Source organism: Isoptericola sp. AK164 (genome assembly GCF_029643425.1).
Lineage (GTDB): Bacteria > Actinomycetota > Actinomycetes > Actinomycetales > Cellulomonadaceae > Isoptericola > Isoptericola haloaureus.
In genome coordinates this window covers 426,834-443,489 of record NZ_CP119106.1, presented here as the reverse complement: position 1 = coordinate 443,489, position 16,656 = coordinate 426,834, and the positions used below count along the sequence as shown (strand labels likewise).

The window sequence follows — 16,656 nt, the reverse complement described above, 5'->3', positions numbered from 1 at the left end:
CTCCTGACGCCCAGAGCGCACTCACAACGAGCGTCCACGATGGTCTGCGGCCCCGAAACCCCGGCGGCCTGATCGTCTTGCGAGGAAAACCCTGTGACCGCACCCCGCTTCCCCCTGCCCCGGCGCCGCACCGGCCGGCACGGCGAGACCCGCCGTCGCTCCGGCGCCACCGGCACGCCCCGCACCGCCGTCGGCGGCGCCATGGCCGGGCTCGCGCTGACCGCCGCCGTCGCGACCGCCGTGGTCCCCGGCACGGCCGGCGCCGAGACGGCGACGACCGCCACGCCGACCGGCGCCGCGAGCACCGCACCGTCCCCCGGCCCGTCCGCGTCCGTCGTCACGTCCTCCGACAGCGCGACCGTCACCGCGACCGCGGCGCTGCAGCGCGCCGAGACCGTCACCCAGCAGACGGCGTCCCTGCCCCGCAAGCAGGAGCGCCGGATCGAGGCCCGCGCGGAACGCCTCGCCGAGCTCCTGGAGAGCCGTGGGCAGACAGGCGCCTCGCGCGCCTCCGAGCGCGCCCCGCTGCCGGAGTCCGGTGGGCGGGAGGTCCCCGCCGACAGCGCGACGCTGGCCGAGGCGACGACGAAGCTCACGAAGCTGCTGGACGACGCCGAGTCCACGGCGATCGAGGTCCAGGCCGCCCCGCCGACGCCCGCCGAGGTCGCCGACGTGCAGGCCGACCGGGCGAAGAAGGCGGCGAAGAAGATCGCCCGCCACGCCGACTCCCTGGACGACTTCGCCAACGGCCGGGTCCCCGCCGGCAAGATGAAGAAGCTCTCCTTCGCGAAGGGCGAGACGCTGCGGGCCGACGCCGCGGCCCAGCTCGAACGGCTCGACGTCGCCTACCACGCCCGGTTCGGCAAGCACCTGTCGGTCACCGACTCCTACCGCTCGTACGAGTCCCAGGTGGCCACCCGCGCCAGCAAGGGCTACATGGCCGCGGTGCCGGGATACTCGAACCACGGGTGGGGCGTGGCCGTCGACCTCGGGGACGGGGTCGAGTCCTTCGGCACCCCCGAGTACGAGTGGATGCGCGAGCACGCCCCCGAGTTCGGCTGGGACAACCCGGCCTGGGCCCGGGCCGACGGCCGCAAGCCGGAGGCCTGGCACTGGGAGTACGCCCCCATCGGCTGAGCGGCGCCCGCTCAGCCCCAGCCGAGCTCGTGCAGCCGGTCGTCGTCGATGCCGAAGTGGTGGGCGATCTCGTGCACCACCGTGACGGCGACCTCCTCGGCGACCTCGTCCGGGGAGGAGCAGATGGACAGGGTCGGGTGCCGGTAGATCGTGATGCGGTCGGGCAGCGACCCGGCGGCCCACGCCTGGTCGCGTTCCGTGAGCGGCACCCCCTCGTACAGCCCGAGGAGCTCGGGGTCCTCGGGCGGCGCGTCGTCCTCGACGAGCACCACGACGTTGTCCATCAACCGGGTCAGCTGCTCCGGCACCTGGTCGAGTCCGTCCGAGACGGCGGCCTCGAACTCCTCGCGCGACATCTCCACCACGCGCCCATCCTCCCGCACCCGCGGATGCGGCCACGACGGCGCGTGACCGGTATGCTGACCCGGCCGGCCCCCATCGTCTAGCGGCCTAGGACCCCGCCCTTTCACGGCGGTAGCACGGGTTCGAATCCCGTTGGGGGTACTCAGCAGGCGCCCCGGCGTCGGCACGGGTCGGCTGACGGAGTGGCCTGCGCCACTTCCGGCACCGGCATCAGGAGCGTTTCGCCTGGTCAGGATCCGATTTCCGGATCCGGGTCAGCATGGGGTACGCTTCTTCTCGGCTCGAAACGAGCACCTCGATCGGGAGATCCTCTCGATCATGGCCCTGTAGCGCAGTTGGTTAGCGCGCCGCCCTGTCACGGCGGAGGTCGCGGGTTCAAGTCCCGTCAGGGTCGCGCATGAGCGCCCGGTTCGTCGGTCACGGCGCCCGGGCTTTCGTGTCATGGCTCTGTAGCTCAGTTGGTAGAGCGTTCGACTGAAAATCGAAAGGTCACCGGATCGACGCCGGTCGGAGCCACCTCGCACCAGACCCCCCGGACCTCAGGTCCGGGGGGTCTTGTCGTCGCGTCGTCGTGCCGGCCCCCCGCCACGACGTAGCCTGGGCGGAGCGAGCGCCGTCCCGCTCCCGACCCGGCGCCGCACCGGAGGACGACATGTCTGTGCTCGACGAGATCCTCGACGCGAACCGGGCCTACGCCGCCGAGTTCGGCGCCCGGTCGGAGCTGGCGCTGCCGCCCGCACGCGGCTTCACGATCCTCACCTGTATGGACGCCCGGCTCGACCCGGCGAAGTACGCGGGCCTCGCCGAGGGCGACGCGCACGTCATCCGCAACGCCGGCGGACGGGCGTCCGACGACGCCATCCGCTCCCTGGTGATCTCGTACAAGCTCCTCGGCACGCGCGAGTTCTTCGTGATCCATCACACCGACTGCGGCATGGAGTTCTTCACCGACGAGGTCATGAGCGGGCTGCTGGCGCAGAGCCTCGAGACCGCCGAGCTCGGGCCCGACGGCTTCCGCGACGTCGGGGAGGGTCCCGGCTCGAGCGCCGGCGCAGACGTGGACTGGCTCACGATCTCCGACCGGACCCAGGCCGTCGTCGACGACGTCGTGCGCATCAGACACAGCCCGCTCGTGCCGGGCCGCATCCCCGTCCACGGGTTCCTCTACGACGTCCGCACCGGCCGACTGATCGAGGTCGACGCCGCCACCGACGCCGGGCGCGCCACCGACTGAGGCCGACGGTCGAGAGGTCACCGGCCCGACGCCGGTCGGAGACACCTCGCCCGCGACCCCTCGGACCTCGGGTCCCGGGGGTCCTGTCGTGTCCCCGACGAGGTCACGCCGGGCGACGCGCCGGGGCGCAGGAATTGCCTGGACCGGTCAGGACCGGTTGAGTGGTACCCACGAACGCGTCGAGGAGGGGAACTGTCGATGACGGACTGGGACGACGGGCAGGCACCGCCCGCCGAGCGGCCCCCCAGCGTGGGCCGGCTCGTGGAACAGATCTCGGAGCAGGCCACACGGCTGGTGCGCGCCGAGATCGCGCTGGCGAAGGCGGAGGCGGCCGAGAAGGCGAAGCGTTCGGGCATCGGCGTCGGCCTGATCGTCGGCGCCCTGGTCGTCGTGCTCTACGCGCTCGGCGTCTTCGTCGCGACCGCCATCATCAGCCTCGACCTCGTCTGGCCGCTGTGGCTCTCCGCGCTCGTGGTCGGCCTGGCCCTGATGTTGCTCGCCGGGGCGTTCGCGGGGATCGCCGTCGCCCAGCTCAAGCAGGCGAGCCGCCGGCCCGAGACGATCGACCGGGTCAAGGAGGACGTCACCACCGTCAAGGAGGGGATGAAGCGGTGAGCCAGCAGTCCACCACCGACCCGGCCCTGCCGAACGGGGCACCCGCCCCGACCCGCAAGGAGCTCGAGTCCGAGGTCCAGGAGGCCCGTCGCGAGCTCGGTGACGCGCTCGACCAGCTCACCACGCGGCTCTCGCCCGCCTACCAGGCTTCCCAGCTGGCCCGCGGCACCCGCCAGGCCGCCGACGACGCCAAGGGGCTGTTCACCGGGGCCGGCCTGCCCGAGGACGCGCCGCGGTCACGCAACGTCAAGATCCTCCTGGGCGCCGCCGCCGTCGGGGCGGCCGCGCTCGCCGCCCTCGTGGTCAAGGCGGTCGCTCGACGCTGAACGGGCCGCCGGCCCGGTGCGCCCGGGCGCGCGTCGGGCCGGTCGTCCGGGCCCCTCGTCGGGCGGCCGGACGACCGGGAACCGGCTACTTGCTGTGGTCCGCCGCGCTGTCGGGCGTCCCGCCCGCGTTCGCCGCGGCCTCGGCCTCCGCCGCGTCCGACGCGGCGCCGAGCAGCGCACGGACCTCGGACTCCTTGTAGCGGCGGTGCCCGCCCAAGGTCCGGATCGACGAGAGCTTGCCCGCCTTGGCCCACCGCGTCACGGTCTTCGGGTCGACGCGGAAGAGGCTCGCTACCTCGGCGGGCGTCAACAGGACCTCGGAGTCACCGTGGAACGACATCCCCTGCACCTCCTGGCATGCGACCGGTCCGGACGGCGCCCGGACAGCTCGACGGCCGTCTCTTGCCATTGTGGGCAGAAAGTGGGATTGAGGCGACTTGAACCGTCCCGGCCGCCTCGCACCGCTGGTCCGGGCTGTCCCCGACGTCGGGCACGCACCGAACGCCCCCGCGGGTGCCGACCGCGTGACTTACGTCACCGTCACGGGTCGTGACACGTCGTCCCAGGACACGACAACACCGGAATGTCGCACCGAGTGGAGGGAATGCGTCAGCACCATGTACCGTTGGAACCTGAACAGACGAAATCTTCTCTCGGGGCCGCGCGTCTGGGACGTCGCCGCCCCGCTCCTACGTTGAGGGGGTCGGAGCCATGGGCCGCGGCCGTCAGAAGGCTAAGCAGACCAAGGTCGCTCGCGCGCTGAAGTACTACAGCCCTGAGACGAACTATCACGCTCTGGAGCAAGAGCTGAAGGAGTCCCAGACCGACGTCGTCACCGAGGACCGCTGGGCAAGTGCCGCGGACTCCGCGTACGACAACGACGCGGACTGGGACGACCGGCGCTACTGAGGCTCCACGGCGCCCGCAGTACGCTGCAGGACCCCCGAGGGGCCGGACGGTGACCACCGTCCGGCCCCTCGTCTGCACTCGGCCGGCGGCGCGCCCTCAGCGGTAGTCGCCCACGAGCCGGACGGCGCCCGCCTGCACGCCCTTCGTGCCCGCGACGAGCTCCTCGTCGGCGTCCGAGGGCGTCAGGTCGGCGACCGTGCCCAGCGTCCAGGCCGGCACGCCGCGGTCCCGCAGCGTCGCGAGCGCCGCGTCGGCGCCCTCGGCCCCCACGATCGCGACCATGCCGACACCCAGGTTGAGCGTGTTCTCCAGGTCGCCGCGCGGGACGTCGCCGAGGTCGCGCACCGTGCGGAAGACCGCCGGCACCTCCCAGCTCGCGCGGTCGACGGTCGCGACCGTCCCGGCCGGCAGCACGCGGGCCAGGTTCGCCGCCAGCCCGCCGCCGGTGACGTGCGTGAAGGCGTGCACCTGCGCGGACTCCTCGCGGGCGAGCGCCAGGCAGTCGGCGGCGTAGACGCGCGTCGGCTCGAGCAGCTCCTCCCCCAGCGTCCGGCCGAACTCCTCGACGTGCCGGTCCAGCGACCAGCCGGCGTGCTTGATCACCGCGCGCACCAGCGAGTAGCCGTTGGAGTGGATACCGCTGGCCGCCATGCCGATCAGCACGTCGCCGGCCCGCACCCGCTCGGGCCCGAGCACGCCGTCGGCCTCGACGACACCCGTGGCCGCGCCCGCGACGTCGTACTCGTCGGGGGCCAGCAGACCCGGGTGCTCCGCCGTCTCGCCGCCGACGAGCGCCGTCCCCGCGACCTCGCAGGCCTGGGCGATCCCCCGCACGATGTCCGCCACCCGCTCCGGGACGACCTTGCCCGTGGCGATGTAGTCGGTCATGAACAGCGGCTCGGCACCGACGACGACGATGTCGTCGACGACCATGCCCACCAGGTCGAAGCCGATGGTGTCGTGGACGTCCATCGCCTGGGCGATCGCGACCTTCGTGCCGACGCCGTCGGTCGAGGTGGCCAGCAGCGGCGCACGGTACCGCGTCAGCGCCGAGGCGTCGTAGAGGCCGGCGAACCCGCCGACGCCACCGAGGACCTCGGGCCCCTGCGTGCGGCGCACCGCGTCCTTCATCAGCTCGACGGCGCGGTCCCCGGCGTCGGTGTCGACGCCGGCGGCGGCATAGGTGAGACGTTCGGTCACGGGGTGGGAGCTCCTGGTCGGACGGGGGCGGAGGGCCGGGTCACGGGTGCTCGAGCGCGGACTGCCCGCCGACGCCGACGGAGAGCTGCGACAGCCCGTCCTCCGGCGCACCGAGCGGCAGCGCGGGCTGCTCGAGCAGGTGCTTGCCGAGCCGCTCCTCCTCGGGCAGCTCGATGGGGTACTCGCCGGTGAAGCAGGCGGCGCACAGGCGCGACGCGGGCTGCTCGGTCGCGGCGATCATCCCCTCGGTGGAGATGTAGCCCAGCGAGTCGGCGCCGAGCGACTGGCCGATCTCGTGCGGCGTCAGGCCGTTGGCGATGAGCTCGGCGCGGGACGCGAAGTCGATGCCGTAGTAGCACGGCCACTTCACCGGCGGGGACGAGATCCGCACGTGCACCTCGGCGGCACCGGCCTCGCGCAGCATCCGGATCAGGGCGCGCTGGGTGTTGCCCCGCACGATGGAGTCGTCCACGACGACCAGCCGCTTGCCGCGGATGACCTCGCGCAGCGGGTTGAGCTTCAGCCGGATGCCGAGCTGGCGCAGCGTGTCCGACGGCTGGATGAACGTCCGGCCGACGTAGGCGTTCTTCATCAGGCCCTGCCCGAACGGGATCCCGGACTCGGCGGCGTACCCGGTCGCCGCCGGCGTGCCGGACTCCGGCACGGGCATGACCAGGTCGGCGTCCACGGGGTGCTCGCGGGCCAGCACGCGGCCCATCTCCACCCGGGCGGCGTGCACCGGGCGGCCCTGGATGCTGGTGTCGGGGCGGGCCAGGTAGACGTACTCGAACACGCAGCCGGCCCGGTTTACCGGGGCGAACCGGGTGGACCGCAGGCCGTCGTCGTCGATGCAGATGAGCTCGCCGGGCTCGACCTCGCGCACGTAGGAGGCGCCGACGATGTCCAGCGCCGGGGTCTCCGAGGCGACCACCCAGCCGCGCTGGGTGCGGCCCAGGACGAGCGGCCGCACGCCCTGCGGGTCACGGGCCGCGTACAGCGCGTGCTCGTCCATGAAGACCAGCGAGAAGGCGCCGCGCAGACGGGGCAGGACCTCGAGGGCCGTCTGCTCCAGGGTGTGGTCCTCGTCGCCCGCGAAGAGCGCGGTGATCAGCGCGGTGTCGGTCGTGTTGCCGCGGGCGAGCTCGCCGCGGCGCTGGGCGCCGTACCGCTCGGCCACGAGGTCGACCAGCTCGGCGGAGTTCGTCAGGTTGCCGTTGTGCCCGAGGGCCACGGTGCCGGAGGACGTCGCGCCGAGCGTGGGCTGGGCGTTCTCCCAGGTGACGCCGCCGGTCGTCGAGTAGCGGCAGTGCCCGACGGCGATGTGGCCGGTCAGGGCGTTCAGCGCGGTCTCGTCGAAGACCTGGGAGACCAGTCCCATGTCCTTGTAGACGAGGATCTGCTCACCGTTGCTGGTGGCGATCCCGGCGGACTCCTGTCCGCGGTGCTGCAGGGCGTACAGGCCGAAGTACGTGAGCTTCGCGACCTCCTCGCCGGGCGCCCAGACTCCGAAGACGCCGCAGGCGTCCTGGGGGCCCTTCTCGCCGGGCATGAGGTCGTGGTTCAGGCGGCCGTCGGGGCGCAAGGGCATGTGTCGAGTATCCCACAGACCCGCCGCGGGACGGTCCGGCGCCGTCGCGGCCGGCCTCGTGCGGAAGGCTCTCAGCGACGTCGCAGGCTGCGCCGGTCGGCGAGGATCGCGAGGCCCCCGGCGAGCAGCACGAAGAAGGTCGTCGTGGCCAGCGTGACGACCGAGACGAAGACGCCCGGCTTGAGCAGGAGGACCTCGTCGTCCGCCGCGATCCCGGTCAGCCAGGTCCCGACGACGAGCCCGACCACCAGGCCGACGACGGCGCCGACGGTGAAGAAGGCTCGGTAGCGCGGTGCACGCCGCACGCGTGCCGGGTCCACGAGCAGGTGCTCGTCGTCGGCCGCCGTGCTCGCCGGTTCCCCGACGGGTTCCGACGGCGTCTCCTCGACGGCGTCGGGGGTCTCGGCGGGCTGCTCGGGAGAGGTGCTGCTCACCCGCCGAGCCTATCGCCCCGACAGGACGCCGGAGGCCCGGCCGGACGCGTCGGGCACGCGTCCGGCCGGGCCACCGGGAGCTGGAGCGGTCGGCCGGAGCCGTCGGGCAGGGTCAGTCGTCGTGCTTCGGGTTCCCGCCCGGACCGTGGCCGTTCGCCCAGGACGGGGCGCCCGGCGCCAGGTCGAGCCCGACCAGCAGCGGGTCGTGGTCCGAGGACCGGAACGGCGAGGTGTCGTACAGGATCGTCGCGTTGTAGTTGTACCGGCTGTACTCGTTCGCGACGGGCTCGTAGGCGTTGATGTTCCAGATGTCCGCGCCGGTCACGTCCTCCATCGCCCCCTCGGAGGCGAGCACGTGGTCCAGCGACCCGACCTGGCCGTCGTAGCTGTACGTGTACTCGCCCGTGGTCGGCCCGAGGTCGGTGTAGCCGGCCTCGGCGAGCACGACGATCGGGTCCTCCTGCTCGTAGGCGTTGAAGTCACCCACCAGCAGCACGCGGTCGGTGCGCGCGTCGGAGGCCACCTCGTCGGCGAACTCCACCAGCGCCGTCGCCTGCCGGACGCGGGACTCGTTGTTCCGGCCCTGCCCGTCACCGGCGTCGACGTCGCCGGGCCACGGCCCGAGCGACCCCTTGGACTTGAAGTGGTTGGTGATGACCACGACGTCGTCCACCGGCGCGGCGGTCTTGCCGCCCGCGGGCTGGAAGACCTGGGCCAGCGGCTCGCGGGCGTTCTGGAACGCCTCCGGGGCGTCGGTGAGGATCCGCGACTCCCCGACCGGCTCGGCACCGGCCGTCCGGTAGACGAAGGCGTTGCGGATGACGTCCTCGTCCGCGGGCACCTCGGCCGGCGAGGGCACGAACGCCCAGGTGCCGGCGCCGTCGGCCGCGTTGAGCGCGTCGACGAGGTCGGACAGCGCCTGGTCGCGGTCCTTCCCGAACGCGGCCGAGTTCTCGATCTCCTCGAGGGCGACGACGTCGGCCCCCAGGTCGCTGATCGCCGCGACGATCTTGGTCTCCTGCCGCTGCAGGTTCTCGGCGTCGGCCGCGCCGCGGGCCAGGCACCCACCACGCACGCTGATCGGGTCGCCGGCGCGGTCGGTGTAGTAGGAGCAGCCCTCGAGCTGGTCCCCGGTGGTGGTGAAGTAGTTCAGCACGTTGAAGGTCGCGACCCGCACGTCACCGCCGACGTCCTGCGGCGAGGACTCCCGGGTGTTCTCGAACGTCGCGGGCTGCACACCGTCGGCGCTGTCCCCGGTGAGCTGCTGCTGCGGCTGGAAGGACCAGGCGCTGTAGCGGTAGTCGAGCACGACGGGTCCCGTGAACGTCACCGCGGCGCCGACGCGCACCGGGTCGGTGCCGTTCAGCCAGGGCAGCGGGGTGTCGGCGCGCGAGGCGCCGGAGTAGTTCCACGAGGAGCCGTCGTCGAGCTGCACGGCCAGGGCGGTGTTCTCGGCCTCCTGGGCGGCCGCCTCCTCCGACCCCGGACGCCCCGCCGTCGTCGGCTGCACGAGCGGGCCGTCCCCGGCAGCCAGACCGACGGTGCCGTAGTAGTTCGTCGAGTAGTTGTCCGTCACGGTGAACTCCCCGGACGGGGCGAGCAGCATGCTCTCCAGCGCCTCGCGCTCGGCCTCCGTGGCGGGCCAGGCGGTGACGGTCGGCTCGACCGGCTCGGCCGGCTCGTCGAGGATCGTCCACGACTCCGCGGAGATCTCGGTGAGGCCGTAGTACTCGACGGCCTCACCGGTCACCTCGACGTGGTCGCCGACCTCGACCTCCTGGGCACCCGCCCACGAGTAGACGAACACGCCGTCCGAGGCGCCGGGCGTCTCGTCGTCCGCCGGGTCGCCGCCGGTGCCGGCCGTCTGCAGGGTGAAACCGTTGAACCCGCCGGTCGGGTAGGCCGCCGTGACGACGCCGCGGGTGGTGACGTCCTGGCCCGCGAGCGGTGAGGTGTCGCCGGTGCCCTGGATCTCGGCGATCGTCACGAGCTCCGGGGTGGGGTCCGGCGACGGCGAGGGCGTCGGCGTCGGCTCCGAGGTCGACCCGCTGTTCTCCGGCGTCGGGGTCCCGGTGACGAAGTCGGCCGCGTTGTCGACGGTGTGCGCGTGGTCGACGCGCGCCACCGAGACGGAGTTGCTCGTGCCCGGCGCGGGCCCGGAGCCGAGGTAGGTGTTCGCCGAGCCCCAGCCGACCAGGTCGACCAGGTCTGCGACCTCGGCGCAGGCGGCGCCGGAGCAGTCGAGTCGATCGGTCGAGGAGACCAGCGCGACCTCGGCGCCGGAGCCGGACATGTAGATGCCGCCGTCGACGTCGGGCGCGGGCAGGTCGGGCTGGGTGTCGTCGTTGCCGGCCGCCTGCGCGACGAGGAACGAGCCGCCGGCCGGGATCTGGCCGGACAGGTCGGTCTGCGAGGACCAGGTGGTCCCGCCGGCCGAGCCGTACTGCACGGACCAGCCGTCGAGCGACACCGGCTCGTCGCCGGGGTTGTAGAGCTCGACGAAGTCGCGGTCGTAGACGCCGCCGTTGTTGCCGCCACCGCCGTAGACCTCCTCGATGAGGACCGGGGCGTCGACCGACGGCTCGGCGGCGGCGGGAACGACCGCGGCGGTGGTCGGGACGGCGAGAGCGGTCGCCAGCATCGCGGCGTACGCGGTGCGGCGGCCGTGCCGTGGGGTGGAGTTGCGGGTCACGCTGGCCCTCCTGGGAGCAGTGATGACAGGTGTCCACAGCCAATCAGGACCGTGTGAACTGCGTTTGAACCGCAGGTCACCGGCGCACTGCCGGCAGGGGACGGGTGCGCGCGACGCTAGCGGGAGGTGCCGACGAGCGCACGGCGACGTGCCGCTCGTCCGTGACCTAGGAGGAGCTCGCGGCGAGGCCCAGGAGCACCGCGCCCCAGACGGCGCTCCCCGCCCCGACCGCGATCAGCAGGCCGTGCGTCCCCGTGACGCAACCCCGCCGCGCCGCCCACGTCGCCCTCGCCGCGAGCAGCACACCACCGAAGAGCAGTGCTCCCCCGAACCACAGCATCGCTCCATCGTCGGAGACGAGGGTGGATCGTGCACGTCGGTGTCGGGACGGTCACCGCGGTCGCGCCGCCTGCAGCGGCAGCCACGCGCTGAGGTCGGCCCGTTCCCCCGAGGCGCGGACCCGCCCCTCGCCGGCCACCTCGGCCCAGGTGCGCCGGCCGGTGGCCAGCCCCAGCCAGGTCTCGACGTCGGTCTCCACGACGTTCGGCGGTGTGCCGCGGGTGTGCCGGGGACCCGGGACGGCCTGCACGGCCCCGGCCGGCGGCACCCGGACCTCCACGGCGTTCCCGGGAGCGACGGCGGCCAGCTCCTCGAGCGTGAACCGCACGGCCGTCGTCGTGGTGCGGCGGTCGGCGTCCCCGGCGAGCCACGCGGCCACCGCCGCACGACCCACCACCGGGTCGGTCCGTCGTCGTGCAGGCATGGCCACACTGTAGGCCCGCGCGGCCAGGTCGTCAGGGCGCGGTGAAGAGCACCCGGCGGTCCGCCACGGACGCCTCGGCGAGCGTCACCTTGATCCGCTCGCCCAGCGGCAGCGACGTGCCGCGGACCCGGGCACGCACGGGCGGTTCGCGCAGCATGACCTCACCGTGGCGCAGGCCGTCGTCGTCGGGCGTGTCGCCGTCGTCGACGACCACGGCCTCGAAGCGGCGGCCGACCCGTGCCGCGAGCAGCGCCGCCTCGACGATGTCGATGCACGAGCGCTCGAAGGCCGCCTCGCGCGCCGTGGCCGCCGCCATCTCGGCGGGCAGCCGCGGCAGCGCCTCGAGCACCCAGCCGGGCACGTCGCGGCCGGCCGACTGGGCCAGGCAGATCTCGGTCGCGTACCGGTCGGCCACCCGCCGCAGCGGTGCGGTCACGTGGGCGTACTCGGCGCCGACGGCGGCGTGCCGCGCGTCGTCCGGCAGCCCCACCCGGGCGCCACCCTGCGGACCGGGCACCCCGAACGCCAGGTAGCCGGCACCGCGGAACAGGGTCGTCGCCTCGGTCAGGAAGGCCGCGTGGGCGGCCCGGCGGGACTCGACGCGCGACAGCAGCTCGCCGTACGGCACCTCGTCCGGCCAGTCGATGCCCAGCGCGGCGGCGGTCCGGCGCAGCCGCATGACGTCCTCGACCCGCGCCGGGGGCAGCGTGCGCAGCAGCCCCACGCCGGCGTCGCGCATGAGCCGGGCGGCGGCGATGCCCGTCAGCAACGAGATCTGCGCGTTCCACGACTCCACCGGCAGCGTCCGGCGCAGCTCCAGGTCGAACGACCCGTCCGGACGCTGCACGACCTCCTGCTCGGGCACCGGCAGGGAGACGGCGCCCCGCTCGCGCTCGCGCTGCTGGCGCAGCCGCCCGACGTCGGCGAGGTGGACCAGCGGCTCCGGCGCCGTGCCGGAGTCGAGCGCGGTCTGCGCCTCGCCGTAGGTCAGGCGCGCCCGCGAGCGGACCACCGCCCGCGTCACGGCGACGCTGCCGATCTCGCCGCGGGAGTCCAGGGAGATCGTCCACAGCACCGCCGGGCGGTCCTGGTCCGGCAGCAGGCTCGCGGCGCCCTCGGAGAGCACGGCCGGGTAGAGCAGGGAGCGGGTGTCCGGGCCGTAGTACGTCACCCCGCGCCGGTGCACCTCGGTGTCGAGGGCACCGCCCGGCGACACGAACGCCGCCGTGTCGGCGACCGCGTACCGCACGATGTAGCCGTGCCCGGAGCTCGCCACGTGGACCGCCTGGTCGAGGTCCTTCGCACCGGCGGGGTCGATCGTCACGAAGTCGATGTCCCGACGGTCCTGGCGGAAGTCCTTCAGGTCGCCCTGCGCGGCGACCTCCGCCTCCGCCCGGGCCTCGGCCGGGTACAGCGCGGGCAGCCCGACCTCCGCCCGCAGCGACGCCAGCGCGCCGCCGACGTCCTCGGGGGTGGCGGAGGCGATCCGCAGCTGTCGGATGGGCACGTCACGACGGTAGTGGCGCCCGCGCCCCGGCGCGCGGGGAGACAGGCGCTCCGCCGTCGGACACCATGGGACGTCACGGGCACCGTCGCCCGCGCACGCGCCGCGTGGTTTCGACACGGCCGTGGGCGGCCAAGTATCTTGATATCAAACCATCTCGTCGTCGTCAGGAGCACCTGCGCATGAACACCGAGTCCCGGCCGGCGGCCGGCACCATCATCTACACCTTCACCGACGAGGCGCCCCTGCTGGCCACCTACTCGTTCCTGCCGATCGTGCAGGCGTACGCCGCCAAGGCCGGCGTCGCGGTCGAGACCCGCGACATCTCCCTGGCCGGGCGCATCCTCGCCCAGTTCCCCGAGACGCTCGGCGAGGACCAGCGGGTCGAGGACGCCTTGGCCGAGCTGGGCCAGATGGCCACCACGCCCGAGGCGAACATCATCAAGCTGCCGAACATCTCGGCCTCCGTCCCCCAGCTCAAGGCCGCGATCGCCGAGCTGCAGGCCGCCGGCTACGCCATCCCGGACTACCCCGAGGAGCCGACCACCGACGCCGAGCGCACGGCCCGCGCCGCGTACGACAAGGTCAAGGGCTCGGCCGTGAACCCGGTGCTGCGCGAGGGCAACTCCGACCGCCGCGCACCCTCGGCCGTCAAGAACTACGCCAAGGCGCACCCGCACCGCATGGGCGAGTGGAGCGCGGACTCGAAGACCGAGGTCGCCACGATGGGCGCCCACGACTTCCGCTCCAACGAGCAGTCCGTCGTCATCCCCGAGGCCGACACCCTGACCATCCGTCTGCGCACCGCCGACGGCACCCAGGTCCTCAAGGACGGCCTCGCGGTCGAGGCCGGCGAGGTCGTGGACTCGACGTTCCTGTCCGTCGAGGCGCTGCACGCCTTCCTCGCCGAGCAGATCCAGCGCGCCAAGGACACCGGCGTGCTCTTCTCGGCGCACCTCAAGGCCACGATGATGAAGGTCTCGGACCCGATCATCTTCGGCCACATCGTCGAGGCGTTCCTGCCCGAGGTGTTCGAGCAGTACGGCGCCGAGCTCAAGGCCGCGGGCCTGTCCTCGCGCGACGGCCTCGGCGGCATCCTCACCGGCCTGGACTCCCTGGAGCACGGCGCCGACGTCAAGGCCGCCATCGAGAAGGGGCTCGCCGACGGGCCGGCGCTGGCCATGGTCGACTCCGACCGGGGCATCTCCAACCTGCACGTGCCCTCCGACGTCATCATCGACGCCTCCATGCCGGCCATGATCCGCATCGGCGGCCACATGTGGGGTCCCGACGGCGCCGAGCACGACACGCTCGCCGTCATCCCCGACTCCTCCTACGCCGGCGTCTACCAGGCCGTCATCGACGACTGCAAGGCCAAGGGTGCGCTGGACCCCGCCACCATGGGTTCCGTGCCGAACGTCGGCCTCATGGCGAAGAAGGCCGAGGAGTACGGCTCGCACGACAAGACGTTCGAGATCCCCGCCGACGGCACCGTCGAGATCGTGAACAGCGCCGGCGACGTGCTGACGTCGCACGACGTCGCGGCCGGCGACATCTGGCGCGCGTGCCAGACCAAGGACGCCCCGATCCGCGACTGGGTGGGGCTGGCCGTGCGCCGCGCCCGCGAGTCCGGCGTCCCGGCCGTGTTCTGGCTGGACGAGACCCGGGCGCACGACACCAACCTCATCGCCAAGCTCGAGCAGTACCTGCCGGAGCACGACACCGACGGCCTCGAGATCCTCGTGATGAACCCGGCCGAGGCCACGCGGTACTCGCTGGACCGCATGCGCGAGGGCCTGGACACGATCTCCGTGACCGGCAACGTGCTGCGCGACTACAACACCGACCTCTTCCCGATCCTCGAGGTCGGCACCTCGGCCAAGATGCTCTCGATCGTGCCGCTGATGAACGGCGGTGGCCTCTTCGAGACCGGCGCCGGCGGCTCGGCCCCCAAGCACGTCCAGCAGCTCCTCGCCGAGAACTACCTGCGCTGGGACTCCCTGGGCGAGTTCTTCGCGCTGGCCGCCTCCTTCGAGCACCTGGCCAAGGTCGACGACAACGCCCGCGCCCGCGTGCTGGCCGACACCCTCGACCGCGCCACCGAGACGTTCCTCAACGAGGACAAGGGCCCGACGCGCCGCATCGGCGGGATCGACAACCGCGGCTCGCACTTCTACCTCGGCCTGTACTGGGCCCAGGAGCTGGCGAAGCAGACCGAGGACGCCGAGCTGGCCGAGGTCTTCGGACCGCTCGCCGAGCGCCTCACGGCGGCCGAGGCCACGATCGTCGACGAGATGCTGGCGGTCCAGGGCAACCCGGCCGACGTCGGCGGCTACTACTGGCCGGACGGCGACAAGGCCGCGAAGGTCATGCGCCCGTCGAAGACGCTCAACGAGGCCATCGACACGTTCTGATCGACCCGCGAGCACGGCAGGCCCCGAGGTAGGCAACTACCCGGCGAGGTAGGCATCACCCCGGCGAGGTAGGCAACATCCGGCCGAGGTAGGCATCACCCCGGCGAGGTAGGCAACATCCGGCCGAGGTAGGCGACGCCCTGGTGTGGTGGAGCGATTCCGCTCCTCCGCACCGGGGCGTCACTCGTCTCCAGGAGGGTTTGCCTACCTCGGCAGAACTCTGCCTACCTCGGCCGAATGTTGCCTACCTCGGGGAGAACCTGCCTACCTCGGGGAGAACCTGCCTACCTCGGGGAGAACCTGCCTACCTCGGGGAGAACCTGCCTTCCTCGGGGAGAAGTTGCCTACCTCGGCAGAACTTTGCCTACCTCGGGGGTCACCAGGACCAGCCACGGGAGCTGAGCTCCAGCTCCTCGCGCAGCCGCTCGTCCTCGGAGAGCCGCTCGTGGGGTCGCAGCGGCACGTCGACGACGGCGAGGCCCGCGATCCGGCAGGCGTCGCGCAGCATGGCGTCGTAGGCGTCCTGGACGGCCCGGTAGTGGTGGGCCCGTGCGTAGAGACCGGGGTCCTCGCTGACGGTCCGCAGCTCGGCGGCGAGCTCGCCGAGCCGCACCTGGATCGTCAGCGTGACCATCGGGTCCGGGCCGGACCGGCGACGACGACGTCGCAGCACGCCGTCGCGGCGGGCGTCCGAGCCCAGCCACGACCGCACGGCGAGTCCGGCGACCAGCACGCCGGTCGCCACCAAGGCCATCGCGAGCCACGTCATCGTGCGCCTCCAGGGCACCCATTCTAGTGACCTGGATCACGCCCGGGCGACCGCTCCGACGCCGGTCGGCGCCGAGCACGGTGCGGTCGGCCCCGCTGGCGAGACCTCGCCTGCGCACCTATTCTGGAACTGTTCCAGGAAAGCGCCCCGGTGATCGCCGCCGGCCACCGCGACCGGGAGACCCCCGAGAGAGCGAGGAGCACCATGTCCACGCCCGCCATCCATCGCACCACGGACCGCGCCGAGGCCTCCGAGACCCTGACCAAGCACCTGCAGCGCGTGCTCGTGGCCCTCGTGGACCTGCACGTCCAGGGCAAGCAGGCGCACTGGAACGTCACGGGACGCGGCTTCCGCGACCTGCACCTGCAGCTCGACGAGCTCGTCGACGTCGCCCGCGAGCACAGCGACACGGTCGCCGAGCGGCTGCGGGCCCTGCAGGCCGTGCCGGACGGACGCAGCGAGACGGTGGCCACGTCGACCGACCTCTCGCCCTACCCCGCCGGACTGGTGTCGGTGACGGACACCGTCGACGCGGTCGTCGAGCGCGTCGCGCAGGTCGCCGAGGTCGTGCGCGAGGTGCACGACGACGTCGACGCCGCCGACCCGACGTCGGCCGACCTGCTGCACGAGATCATCCACGACCTGGAGAAGCAGGCCTGGATGATGTCCTCGGAGAACCACGAGGTCTGACTCCCCCGCACCGCCCAC

At 72.9% G+C, this 16,656-nt stretch carries 17 protein-coding genes and 3 tRNA genes; 10 read left to right on the top strand and 10 right to left on the bottom strand.

Translation table 11 applies throughout. From position 1 onward, the window contains the following. The first annotated feature begins 93 nt into the window (after nucleotides 1-93). Nucleotides 94-1,137 carry a M15 family metallopeptidase gene (locus tag PO879_RS02025; protein WP_278236279.1) on the top strand — a complete coding sequence of 348 codons (1,044 nt, stop codon included), beginning with the start codon at nucleotides 94-96 and terminating at the stop codon, nucleotides 1,135-1,137. A gap of 11 nt (nucleotides 1,138-1,148) precedes the next feature. On the opposite strand, the gene PO879_RS02020 is transcribed toward PO879_RS02025, so the two are convergent. Continuing rightward, a complete protein-coding gene (locus tag PO879_RS02020; RefSeq protein ID WP_278237429.1) occupies nucleotides 1,149-1,493 on the bottom strand; it encodes a metallopeptidase family protein in 345 nt (114 codons plus the stop codon). A gap of 75 nt (nucleotides 1,494-1,568) precedes the next feature. On the opposite strand from PO879_RS02020, the gene PO879_RS02015 reads away from it, so the two are divergent. The 6 genes from PO879_RS02015 (at nucleotide 1,569) to PO879_RS01990 (ending at nucleotide 3,675) form a co-directional block, all read left to right on the top strand. Then, nucleotides 1,569-1,641: transfer RNA gene (locus PO879_RS02015), tRNA-Glu, on the top strand. A 179-nt stretch (nucleotides 1,642-1,820) separates the two neighbouring features. Continuing rightward, nucleotides 1,821-1,894, top strand: a tRNA-Asp gene (locus tag PO879_RS02010). Between the two features lie 49 nt (nucleotides 1,895-1,943). Further along, nucleotides 1,944-2,016: transfer RNA gene (locus PO879_RS02005), tRNA-Phe, on the top strand. A 136-nt stretch (nucleotides 2,017-2,152) separates the two neighbouring features. Beyond that, on the top strand, nucleotides 2,153-2,734 hold the full coding sequence (locus PO879_RS02000) for a carbonic anhydrase (RefSeq protein ID WP_278236278.1): 582 nt from the start codon (nucleotides 2,153-2,155) through the stop codon (nucleotides 2,732-2,734). A 198-nt stretch (nucleotides 2,735-2,932) separates the two neighbouring features. Then, the gene (locus tag PO879_RS01995) at nucleotides 2,933-3,349 is read left to right on the top strand and encodes a phage holin family protein (RefSeq protein WP_278236277.1); all 417 of its coding nucleotides are present in this window, start codon (nucleotides 2,933-2,935) and stop codon (nucleotides 3,347-3,349) included. Next, a complete protein-coding gene (locus PO879_RS01990; RefSeq protein WP_278236276.1) occupies nucleotides 3,346-3,675 on the top strand; it encodes a DUF3618 domain-containing protein in 330 nt (109 codons plus the stop codon). The genes PO879_RS01995 and PO879_RS01990 overlap by 4 nt, the downstream gene beginning before the upstream one ends. 85 nt (nucleotides 3,676-3,760) lie before the next feature. Here PO879_RS01990 and PO879_RS01985 read toward each other — a convergent pair whose 3' ends face one another. After that, nucleotides 3,761-4,015: a BldC family transcriptional regulator gene (locus tag PO879_RS01985; protein WP_278236275.1), complete on the bottom strand. Its 255-nt coding sequence runs from the start codon at nucleotides 4,013-4,015 to the stop codon at nucleotides 3,761-3,763. 371 nt (nucleotides 4,016-4,386) lie between these two features. Between PO879_RS01985 and PO879_RS01980 the strand changes: the two genes are divergently transcribed. Further along, complete coding sequence (locus tag PO879_RS01980) at nucleotides 4,387-4,584, top strand: DUF3073 domain-containing protein (protein ID WP_278236274.1); 198 nt, start codon at nucleotides 4,387-4,389, stop codon at nucleotides 4,582-4,584. Nucleotides 4,585-4,680: 96 nt separating this feature from the next. Here the strand turns inward: PO879_RS01980 and purM are convergent, their stop codons facing one another. The 7 genes from purM to PO879_RS01945 form a co-directional block, all read right to left on the bottom strand. Further along, nucleotides 4,681-5,784: a phosphoribosylformylglycinamidine cyclo-ligase gene (gene purM, locus PO879_RS01975; RefSeq protein ID WP_278236273.1), complete on the bottom strand. Its 1,104-nt coding sequence runs from the start codon at nucleotides 5,782-5,784 to the stop codon at nucleotides 4,681-4,683. A 40-nt stretch (nucleotides 5,785-5,824) separates the two neighbouring features. Next, nucleotides 5,825-7,372, bottom strand: a complete 1,548-nt coding sequence (gene purF / locus PO879_RS01970; protein WP_278236272.1) for an amidophosphoribosyltransferase — start codon at nucleotides 7,370-7,372, stop codon at nucleotides 5,825-5,827. Between the two features lie 71 nt (nucleotides 7,373-7,443). Beyond that, on the bottom strand, nucleotides 7,444-7,806 hold the full coding sequence (locus tag PO879_RS01965; RefSeq protein ID WP_278236271.1) for a histidine kinase: 363 nt from the start codon (nucleotides 7,804-7,806) through the stop codon (nucleotides 7,444-7,446). A 112-nt stretch (nucleotides 7,807-7,918) separates the two neighbouring features. Further along, complete coding sequence (locus PO879_RS01960) at nucleotides 7,919-10,498, bottom strand: ExeM/NucH family extracellular endonuclease (RefSeq protein WP_278236270.1); 2,580 nt, start codon at nucleotides 10,496-10,498, stop codon at nucleotides 7,919-7,921. Between the two features lie 166 nt (nucleotides 10,499-10,664). Beyond that, nucleotides 10,665-10,838, bottom strand: a complete 174-nt coding sequence (locus tag PO879_RS01955) for a hypothetical protein (protein WP_278236269.1) — start codon at nucleotides 10,836-10,838, stop codon at nucleotides 10,665-10,667. Between the two features lie 51 nt (nucleotides 10,839-10,889). Then, on the bottom strand, nucleotides 10,890-11,261 hold the full coding sequence (locus PO879_RS01950; RefSeq protein ID WP_278236268.1) for a sterol carrier family protein: 372 nt from the start codon (nucleotides 11,259-11,261) through the stop codon (nucleotides 10,890-10,892). Nucleotides 11,262-11,292: 31 nt separating this feature from the next. Further along, nucleotides 11,293-12,768 (bottom strand): RNB domain-containing ribonuclease, encoded by a 1,476-nt coding sequence (locus PO879_RS01945; protein WP_278236267.1) that lies wholly within the window; start codon nucleotides 12,766-12,768, stop codon nucleotides 11,293-11,295. Between the two features lie 179 nt (nucleotides 12,769-12,947). Between PO879_RS01945 and PO879_RS01940 the strand changes: the two genes are divergently transcribed. Beyond that, nucleotides 12,948-15,179 carry an NADP-dependent isocitrate dehydrogenase gene (locus PO879_RS01940; protein WP_278236266.1) on the top strand — a complete coding sequence of 744 codons (2,232 nt, stop codon included), beginning with the start codon at nucleotides 12,948-12,950 and terminating at the stop codon, nucleotides 15,177-15,179. 376 nt (nucleotides 15,180-15,555) lie between these two features. Here the strand turns inward: PO879_RS01940 and PO879_RS01935 are convergent, their stop codons facing one another. Continuing rightward, nucleotides 15,556-15,948, bottom strand: a complete 393-nt coding sequence (locus PO879_RS01935; RefSeq protein WP_278236265.1) for a hypothetical protein — start codon at nucleotides 15,946-15,948, stop codon at nucleotides 15,556-15,558. A gap of 204 nt (nucleotides 15,949-16,152) precedes the next feature. Between PO879_RS01935 and PO879_RS01930 the strand changes: the two genes are divergently transcribed. Continuing rightward, entirely contained in the window at nucleotides 16,153-16,638 is a 486-nt protein-coding gene (locus PO879_RS01930; protein WP_278236264.1) for a DNA starvation/stationary phase protection protein, read from the top strand. Nucleotides 16,639-16,656: the final 18 nt, after the last annotated feature.

Coding starts and splice junctions, on each gene's coding strand:
- PO879_RS01935 (WP_278236265.1), bottom strand. CDS start 15,948: ATGACGTGGCTCGCGATGGCCTTGGTGGCGACCGGCGTGCTGGTCGCC.
- PO879_RS01995 (WP_278236277.1), top strand. CDS start 2,933: ATGACGGACTGGGACGACGGGCAGGCACCGCCCGCCGAGCGGCCCCCC.
- PO879_RS01955 (WP_278236269.1), bottom strand. CDS start 10,838: ATGCTGTGGTTCGGGGGAGCACTGCTCTTCGGTGGTGTGCTGCTCGCG.
- purF (WP_278236272.1), bottom strand. CDS start 7,372: ATGCCCTTGCGCCCCGACGGCCGCCTGAACCACGACCTCATGCCCGGC.
- PO879_RS02000 (WP_278236278.1), top strand. CDS start 2,153: ATGTCTGTGCTCGACGAGATCCTCGACGCGAACCGGGCCTACGCCGCC.
- PO879_RS01985 (WP_278236275.1), bottom strand. CDS start 4,015: ATGTCGTTCCACGGTGACTCCGAGGTCCTGTTGACGCCCGCCGAGGTA.
- PO879_RS01950 (WP_278236268.1), bottom strand. CDS start 11,261: ATGCCTGCACGACGACGGACCGACCCGGTGGTGGGTCGTGCGGCGGTG.
- PO879_RS01930 (WP_278236264.1), top strand. CDS start 16,153: ATGTCCACGCCCGCCATCCATCGCACCACGGACCGCGCCGAGGCCTCC.
- PO879_RS01940 (WP_278236266.1), top strand. CDS start 12,948: ATGAACACCGAGTCCCGGCCGGCGGCCGGCACCATCATCTACACCTTC.
- PO879_RS02020 (WP_278237429.1), bottom strand. CDS start 1,493: ATGTCGCGCGAGGAGTTCGAGGCCGCCGTCTCGGACGGACTCGACCAG.
- PO879_RS01980 (WP_278236274.1), top strand. CDS start 4,387: ATGGGCCGCGGCCGTCAGAAGGCTAAGCAGACCAAGGTCGCTCGCGCG.